General features: G+C 57.5%; 4 protein-coding genes and 1 pseudogene. All 5 read right to left on the bottom strand.

Annotation, left to right across the window (positions count from 1 at the left end; genetic code table 11):
* Positions 1 to 910, bottom strand: a pseudogene (locus Q0O40_RS14250) (helix-turn-helix domain-containing protein); the annotation flags it as partial.
* 92 nt (positions 911 to 1002) lie between these two features.
* Positions 1003 to 4527 carry a DEAD/DEAH box helicase gene (locus Q0O40_RS14255; protein ID WP_295531276.1) on the bottom strand — a complete coding sequence of 1175 codons (3525 nt, stop codon included), beginning with the start codon at positions 4525 to 4527 and terminating at the stop codon, positions 1003 to 1005.
* On the bottom strand, positions 4521 to 5936 hold the full coding sequence (locus Q0O40_RS14260; protein WP_295531269.1) for an EH signature domain-containing protein: 1416 nt from the start codon (positions 5934 to 5936) through the stop codon (positions 4521 to 4523). The genes Q0O40_RS14255 and Q0O40_RS14260 overlap by 7 nt, the downstream gene beginning before the upstream one ends.
* Positions 5936 to 6709 carry an OmpA family protein gene (locus tag Q0O40_RS14265; protein ID WP_295531272.1) on the bottom strand — a complete coding sequence of 258 codons (774 nt, stop codon included), beginning with the start codon at positions 6707 to 6709 and terminating at the stop codon, positions 5936 to 5938. Before Q0O40_RS14265 ends, Q0O40_RS14260 begins: the two co-directional genes overlap by 1 nt.
* A 1-nt stretch (position 6710) precedes the next feature.
* Positions 6711 to 8555, bottom strand: a complete 1845-nt coding sequence (locus Q0O40_RS14270) for a hypothetical protein (protein ID WP_295531274.1) — start codon at positions 8553 to 8555, stop codon at positions 6711 to 6713.
* Between the last annotated feature and the right edge of the window lie 161 nt (positions 8556 to 8716).

The raw sequence follows: 8716 nt of genomic DNA on the forward strand, positions 1-8716 counted from the left end.
TTGGTACACAGCTTCCAGGCGATGATGTAGCGCGAGAAGTCGTCGAGCACGGTCGACAGGTACATCCAGCCCCACCCGATGATCTTGAAGTAGGTAAAGTCAGTCTGCCACATCTCGTTCGGCCGGGTGGTCTTAGTGTGGAACTGATCCGCCGCTTTCACCACGACGTATGCCGGGCTGGTGATCAGGTCGTGTGCTTTCAGCAGGCGGTAAACCGTGGCTTCAGACACAAAGTATTGGCGTTCATCGGTAAATCGCACGGCCAGTTCGCGTGGGGACAGCTCGCTGTAATCCAGTGCCATCTCGACGATCTGATCCTGCACCTCAGGTGCGATGCGGTTCCACACCCGGCTCGGCGCGGAGGGCCGATCCGCCAACGCCTCCGGCCCACCCTCAAGGAACCGGTCGTACCAGCGGTAGAACGTCCGGCGGGCGATGCCGAGCTGATCCAGCGCCCGTTTGGCAGGCTGGTGTGATTGCTCGACGATCCTGATGATCTCGAGCTTCTCCGATGCGGGATACCTCATTCGTCGTCGCCCCCATCCGCGATCATGCTTTTTTTGAGTAGGCGGTTCTCGAGCGTCAGGTCGGCCACGCACTCCTTCAGGGCACGGGCTTCGCGGCGTAGGTCCTGCACCTCGCCATTGGTCGCGGCGCGGGCAGTATCGCCTGCCAATCGGCGCTTGCCAGCTTCCATGAACTCCTTCGACCAAGTGTAATACAGGCTCTGCGCGATGCCTTCCCTGCGGCACAGCTCGGCGATGCTGTCCTCACCGCGCAGGCCATCCAGCACGATGCGGATCTTGTCCTCGGCCGAGAAGTGCCGCCGGGTCCGCCGCCGGATGTCCTTCACTACCGCTTCCGCGGGGGCCTTGGCAGGCGATTTTTTCAAGGAGTGTTGGGACTTCATCTTCGTTCCTTCGTCACTACGACGAAGCCCCAACACTCCTTAAATCACAACCTCAAATCTGTGCCATTGGTGCTGACGGGGAACACTGCGCCCTATTCGTCCCACAGCGTCACCGTGCATTCGCTTTCGGTGTTCATGAACCCGTCCACGCCGCTGGTCAGGTTCCACGCTAGTCGCTCGCCTTCCGGCAGGTGTGCTTCAACCCAACGGTCGTGAAACCGGCGGTCCTCGCCGCGCGATTTCAACTCCAGCATCAAAAGCACGCGGCCCATGAATCGACGATCCCATTCACGCTCCATCTCGTCTGCAGCGCGTTGGGTGGTCTCGTAATTGTCGTTCCGCGCGCTCTCGGCGTCCCAGGCAATCACCGTAACCCGCGAAATGCCGGGAACCTTGCGGGCCAGATGCGTTGCAAAATCAGCGGTCAAAAGCCGGTTTCTCCGCCCGGCCAGCGCATAGGGATCGCGAATGACGAGGTGCTCGATCGCCCGGTTGGCCAAGTTGCCCGCAAAGATTTCCCACTCGCGGTCGTCGCCCGGGTTGTAGCGAACCATTCTCGGCACTTTCCGCTGTGGCGTCGCAGATTGCTGGATGCGCGCGGACAAGACAGGTCGCTCGGTCTGAGGCGGATTGAACGGTTCTTCCGGTGCCACCGGTTCCGAATCGAGCGTTTCATCGCTTGGTTGCTGCGCATCGGTTGGAGCAAGCTCACCCTTCTCGAACAGGCTTTCGAACAGGCTGTCGAGATCACCATCCGTTTCACCCGGCATCAGCAACTGCGCGCTCAGGCCACGCTTGCGCTCCATAAGTTGATCGAGCTTGAAATCAAAGCTGGCGTCACGCAGCGCGGGATCGGGGTGAACTGCCAGCGGTATATGCACCGTCACATCACGGGTCTGGCCGATGCGATACACGCGGTCTGTAGCCTGATCCTCGATTGCCGGGTTCCACCAGCGTGAGGCGTGAATGACATGGTTTGCCGCCGTGAGCGTCAGGCCGACGCCGCCTGCCTTGGGCGAGAGTATCAGCACATCAAACCCGGCCGGGCGGCTCTGAAACTCGTTGACGATCTGCTGGCGCACCTGCGGGCCGACACCGCCATGGATGCGGGCAACGGGATGACCGATGCCGAACCGATGGCGAATTTCAGCGGCAAGGCGGGCCTGCATCGCAAGGTCTTCGCAGAAGACCAGCGCCTTTTCCTCCGCTGCCTTGATCTGCTCCAGAGCAGAGAAAACAGCCTTCATTCGGGCCGAATTGGCCGGCTCGAATTCCGGATCATCTCGGCTGCCAGGATAGAGCGATGCTCCCCGTAGTTCGTGCAGCACCTTCAGCATCAGGCCGCGTTGACCGCTGCCGCGGAGCATCATCGCCTGTTCGATCGTGCGGGAATATCGCTCTGCCTGGACGGGCGGCATTTCAATCTGGTGCTTCACGATGCGCTTCTGCGGCAGACCGTCGAGCACCTCGCTCTTCATGCGCCGGAGCATGACAGGGGGGCGTCCTTCCTGCCGATCGACCAGCAGACCTCGCAATTCACCCAAGGCATTTGCGTCGTCGTCCGGATAGAGCCGCTCGAAGTCGCGGCTCGCTCCAAGCATCTTTGGCCAGGACCAATCCATGATGGTCCATAGGTCCTGCAACCGGTTCTCTACCGGAGTGCCGGTCATCGCAATGCGGAACCGTGCGTTCACAGTTGTGGCCGCCCGGCGGATCTGGCTGGTGGCGTTCTTGATCTTCTGCGCCTCATCGCAGACCGCGACGGCAAACCGCTGGCGCGCAAAGCTCATGTGGTAGTCGCGCAGCGTCTCATAGGTAGTGAGCACCACGCCATAACCGTCGAACGCGCTTGTCGAGAGTTGCGCTGCCCCAGACTGGGTGTCGCGACCACGGCCTTGCCGAAGCAGGCCAAGGTTGCTGCCAAAGGCCGGCAACACCTCTCCGAGCGCACCTTCATCGAGGTGGATGCGCATTTCCTGCCGCCAGTTCTCGAGGAGGCCAGTCGGCGCCACGATCAGGAACGGTTCCTTGACCCCTTGATCGTGGCGAAGCCAAGCAAGAAAAGCCAAGAGCTGATACGTCTTGCCGAGGCCCATGTCGTCGGCAAGCAGGACGCCAGGCAAGCGGTTTTCCCATGCTTCTGCCAGCCAGTTGAAGCCAGTGCGTTGGTGGTCTTTAGGCGTGCTGACTACCGCTCCCGGGAACCGAGGGGCGGAGAATGACTGGGCAGCCCCGAGGGCGCTTTCCTCGTATTCAACGTGTTCGAAGTTTTCCGATACGGTCAGGAACAGTGGGCCCGGCAGCAGCTCGCTGTCGTCGACCTCCGGCTTCTCGGGAAACTCCTGTGTCAGCCGATCACGCAAACTCCGAAGAGCGTCAAGCGCCTGCGTCGTCGCGGGCACCGTCTTGCCGCCGATCTCGACACTTTCCTGCTCTCTGGCAACAGCTGCCTCGAGAGTATCAATTGCCGAATCAAGTTGGTCGGGTTCGATGTCGATCTGTTCGCCGTTGGGCGGGTCGCCGATGTACAAGCCAAAGCTCTCCGGCAGCCAGCTATTCGGCTTAGGCTTGATCCATGGCAGCACCGGCTTGCGCCAGATGTCGATGCCGTTGACCCGCTCGGAATACTGCTGGGTCTCGATGAACAGAGCGCTGACAGCATCATCGGCCAACGCACCTTCCGGCATGGCTTCCGAAATGTAGCGACGCGGGCTGAGCGCAAATTTACGGCGGCTGTCTTCGTCGAGCCCTTGCGCTCGGTGAACGATTTCAAGCGCCCGCTTCAGTTCGGGGTCCAAATAAACGATTGTGCTATCGTCGAGCCGATAGGCGTTGAGGGCGCGATCAGAGGCCCGAAATCGCTCGATGAACTTCTGCTGGAGTGACGATGGAAGCAATCCATCATCGTCGCTATCGGGCACTTCGCCCTCTTGGGCCGCAGCGCGTCGTGCGCGACTGAAGAGGATCGGGTCAAAGTCGAATTTGCCGCCCGCTGTCTTCAAGTCCAAAGAGAAACCGGCAGCGTAGCTGATGCGCAATCGCTTCAAAAAGCCATCGGGATGAAGAATGTCACCCTCGGAAGCACCGAGCGTCTCGCGCAGCCTCGACATTGCGTATTGCTGAGCGGGCGCATCGAACGCTTCGTTCACTGCCCGGACTGCCTCAAGGGTTGACCATAACGGCTCGGCGACACGCCATTCTTGCCCGTTATACCGCACCCGACCTTCGGCTCGCACCACTCGGGCAGCAAGTCCGCCTGGCCGGACCCAGCGAGTTTCCACCTTGAAACCAGGGCGCCCGAAAATGCCGGACGTTTCTATTTCGAGTTGAATGCGGATGGCGGGTGGCAAAGCGAGGGCCGCCGCCTCCTGCTCTGAAAGGCCCGCGACCAAGGCGTAGGCGAGGGTAACGGACCCGTCCGGCTCAGGAGAAACTAGCGGTGCGTCGGTTACATCACGGGTGTCGTTGGCCCAGCGGTCGAGGAGGTCTGCGGCAATACCTCGCGATGCGATTGGCCCACGCAGTGTCCAGTCTTCGAATGGCACCGCCGCGCCGTTCTCATCGGTCAGGACAAGGCGCTCGCCTGTGGAGGTCGCGTGAGATGCAAATGTTACCATCCCCACAGGTCGGCACCCTTCGGCCCAGAATACTGAATGCCGGTTTCCTGCTGTATGAAATCAGAAAATTTGCGATACCATTTTCCGATGTGCGACATAGATTTGATCGGCACATGATTTATTTTCGCGTAATTGTATCCAGCTGATCTATCTAAGTTCTTTCCAAAATATTTTTCGTTATAAAGGTCTGGCGTATTCGGATATTTCCAAAAACGCACTGCACCCACGTGACTCCAGTCGGCGATCACGAGGTCGCCAATCCTCATCAGCAGTGCCGAATGTCCGGGATCGATGTTGCTGCCGTCCACTTTCCCAAAATCATTCGGCGTGATCACCGATAACCTTTTTACGTGCCGCTCAGCTTGAGTGCCAAGGATGCACCAGGCATCACTAATGGCTCCGGTTGTCAGATATGCATTCCAAAATGCCCGACGGGCTTTCCAGTGATCCTTCCGCTCAGTCGTATCGGCAATGATTTCGAAAAATAGCTCAACCGACCTTTCCGTGAGCCAGCGATTCAACAATCTGAACACGTCAGTCGAGTCGGCGATATGGTATTTCTTGGAAAGGGCGTTCGCCCGCGAAAGCCATTGATTGCTATTGGTTCGAGGGTCACCGAATTCCTTGATCAAGAAAATTCGGATCATATCCTTGTGCTCAATCGGCGCCGAGCGATCCACCCAAGGTTTGAGCAAAGCATAAGCGATGAGTCCCGCATTTCCTTGGATTGCTCCGGCACCTAGTCCATCCGCCAATTGGATTATGGTTGCGGCTTCATCGCGTATGGCTAAATCCGAGTGTCCACTGATCGAACGGCGGCTGCGATCAAGCAGGAGCGCGCTGAAGGCAGCTTCTACAAACCCACCCTGCATTTCTCGCAAGCTTAGCTTTGCCTGGCGGAGGAGAGCGTCTCTCCTTCCGACATCCAACAGCATTAGGCCCAACGATTTTGGCCCGCTATCGCAATCCCATATTGGCAATGCCGAACTGATCTCAGTCCAGGGTGTGCCCAAGGTAGCCCCCCTCGACGCACAGAATTGCCCCAAAAAAGCAAAAATCGGCTCGTCGGGCCGGAATCGGTTCCAATAGGCTCGTGCCAGTCTCCTGTCCAAAGTGCGTTTAGACAAGGCGGCGCAATGATGGACGAGTCCCGCAACGTAGCCGCGCAGTTCTGGAAAATCCCAAATTTCCGTAGCTAGACGCCGTAGGTCCTTACGTGACAATCTCGATGGCTCCGCAGGATCGATCCGATCGATGAAAGCCTGCCAAGGCTCTCGATCGACACGGTTATCGAGCCCAATCGAGACCCAATCACGGGTGACCTTGATGAGAGCGCTTACATACGGAGGTGGCGGTAACGCCAGCCCGCCAATTTTCCATTTCTGGGCTATCGCGTTTAAGCCCGGCATCAGATTTTGCTGCCTCGCTGAACCGCATCACGTTTCGGCGTCACCATAATGAACCGTAAATCGATCCGGCGATGAAGGGCTTTTTGAGGCGCGGTATTTTGAGGCAAGGGACGACCGGCATCATCAGAAACGGGACGGTGCGGCCCATAGCCTGCAACTCCTAGGACTGGCGTTGGATATACGCTGTCGCCATTGGTCAACTTGTCCAGCCCGGGTTGCGCCTGGGTCAAAGCAAGGTAGGTGCGAGTAGCACGGCGCGCTGATAGGTCGAGGTTCCCCAAGCCTGTCAAGTCTCCCCTGATTGGATCTGCGTCCGTATGTCCTTCGACGAGGAGCGTATCAATCCTGTGAGATTCTTCGGGGCCCACGCACTGAAGCCCGTTAGGTTCTGTCGATTTCGTGTAGCAGGGTAGCCGGCTCGCGAGGATGGCGGCAACCGTCTTGATCGCAGCCTGCCCCCGGGGGCTAAGCTCGTATTCGTTCGATTCGAAAAGAACCTCCTCCGGCAACCTGAGGATTCCCGTCTCCCTGTTGATGACGACATCGACACCCGGTAGCTTTTGTTCGATGTCTTTTTCGAGTTGTTTGAGAAGCTTCTTGCGAGCTTCTCCTGCTCCTACAAGATAATCCTCTTTCTGCTTAAATGTGATAGCAAAATACACTAGTAAAATAACAAAAACGAATAGGAGGCCAACGAGCATATCAGACATCGATACGAAATAGCTTTCTTCTTCGATTTCCGAATGGCGCCTACGAGCAGATATTTCGCTCATATCACGACTTCAATTTTTCGAGGAGAGAAGATATCTCGTCTGCGAGTTCCTCAAGAGGTTCTAAAGCATCTCGTAGGTTGCTTACAGCCTTTGCCAACTCGCCATCCATTTCTCCGATCTGCTGGTTGACTGCCGTCGCATGTTGAGCTGTCGCTGAGATCAAACCATCAAGCGTCTTTCCGAGCGCCTGATCGACCTGATTGAATCGTCCCTCGTAGTTGGACCAAGCTTTTTCGGCAGAACTGGCAGTTGCAATAAGCTGTCCGGTCAGTTCGCCCGTTGCCTGCTTGTGCGCATTCAAGGCCGTCGAGATGGATGATGCAGCTTCGCCGACTGACTTCGCTGCATTGGCCACTGGATTAAGCGCGGAATTGAGCTCGGAGACAGCCCTGGACAGCTTCCCACCCGCTTCTTCAGTCGATCTCCCAGCCGCCTCCAGGCGTTGTGCCTGCTCGTTTGTTGCCTCTGCGGCCCGTGTCATCGCCTCACTAAGGGGCGCTGCCGTATTTGCCAGCAAAGCCAGTCTTTGAACCAGTTCGTCCGTCGATTGGGACATCCGCTCACCAAATTTGGCGAATGCAGATCCAAGCACTTCTCCACTGGTATCAGTTGCAGCCTTGATCGTCGCTTGCAGCTTTTCTGCGAGATCCTCCGAAAATTGCCCGGTGACGCCCCCTAACTTCTCAGCCAGCTTGCTGAGTTGATCAGACATCTGCGCTCCAGCCTCCGTCTGACGCCGCCGCGTATCCTCCTGCTCTGTCTCGAACTGCGCACGCATTTCCCGGAGCGTGTTTTCAAGCGTTGCGGGCACTCCGGCCAAGCCATTGGAAAGCTCATCAAACTTGGTCGCCATAACTGCCAAGGTCTGACCAAGCTGCTGCATTTCGCGGCCAGCGTGCTCTCCAAGAGCCTTGCCGAGATCTTGGCTGACTTGATTGAACACGCCCTTGCCAAATTGTTCGATGCTTTCGTTGATGCTGCCGAGAACGGACACAACGGGTGACATGCGGCTAGTAAGGGCATTGTCGATTGCCGTTGCAAGATCAGCACCCAGTGTCTGAAATGCTTCGGTCTGGCGCTTCATTTCACGTAATTGTTCCGCAGCCAGCCTTTGGGCTGGCGTGTATAGCGTCCCCCGGTCAAGAAGCTGACAGATTGTATCAAGGTGAAGCTGTAACTGCTCATGCCAGCGACGGTCAGTCCGACGCAGAATGAGCGAGCAAACGATCCCGGTAACCGACGTCCAGAATTTCGCAGCGGTAATCGACAAAAGTGGCTGCAGCGCGCTCGTCGCATCTAGCGTCTCGACAGACCCGGGTTTGGGAAGCAGCTCGAGCGTGGCGGTCAACGCGGCAATAAGGCCAAGGAACGTAGCAGTGAGGCCGAGCCCCACCGCGATGTTCGCACCCCAGGCAAGGACCCGCGTGTCGTCTGCTAAATGCAAGAAATATGATTCTGCGCGCGCTGTCGTGCGGATGGTGGCCTCATTTTCATCGATAAAGGTTTCGCGGAACTGCTCCCACGCCAGCGCCAATTCCTTTCTGTCTTGCCGGGCCATCACATCCGCGATTGCATCAAAGTCCTTCGAAAACCGTGCTTGCGCTTCTACAGGATCTTTCGCGGCCGCAATGTTCGATAGTGCTTCTTCCCGGCTAAGCAGCCCTGACATTGCCTCGTCGAAGTGCGCGATCTTGTTTCGCCGGATGAATCGGCCACACCAAACAGCGCCAAACAGGCATAGGACAAAGACGCTGGCGTCGTACTGCAGAAGGATCAGCAGACCCTGACTGGCCCAATGTATGGGAGCCCCTAAGCCTTCAATTATGCTGCCGACCATCCCATTCATTTTTGCTCATGCCCCCCGCAACCGCATTAGACCAACGTCAAAACTGATGCTTCATGAAATCGGTCACCGATTCCCCGATCGTCCGGACGTAACGCTTCGTCTGCGGATATAGAATAGAAGGTTGTTGCCGACTGTTTGACGATCGAGGGCTTCCGCCCAAT

This window comes from Novosphingobium sp. Chol11 (assembly GCF_945870625.1).
Classification (GTDB): Bacteria; Pseudomonadota; Alphaproteobacteria; order Sphingomonadales; family Sphingomonadaceae; genus Novosphingobium.

Bases quoted from the DNA above. Each gene is read 5' to 3' on its own strand.
- Q0O40_RS14255 (WP_295531276.1), bottom strand. From the start codon at position 4,527: ATGGTAACATTTGCATCTCACGCGACCTCCACAGGCGAGCGCCTTGTC.
- Q0O40_RS14265 (WP_295531272.1), bottom strand. From the start codon at position 6,709: ATGAGCGAAATATCTGCTCGTAGGCGCCATTCGGAAATCGAAGAAGAA.
- Q0O40_RS14260 (WP_295531269.1), bottom strand. From the start codon at position 5,936: ATGCCGGGCTTAAACGCGATAGCCCAGAAATGGAAAATTGGCGGGCTG.
- Q0O40_RS14270 (WP_295531274.1), bottom strand. From the start codon at position 8,555: ATGAATGGGATGGTCGGCAGCATAATTGAAGGCTTAGGGGCTCCCATA.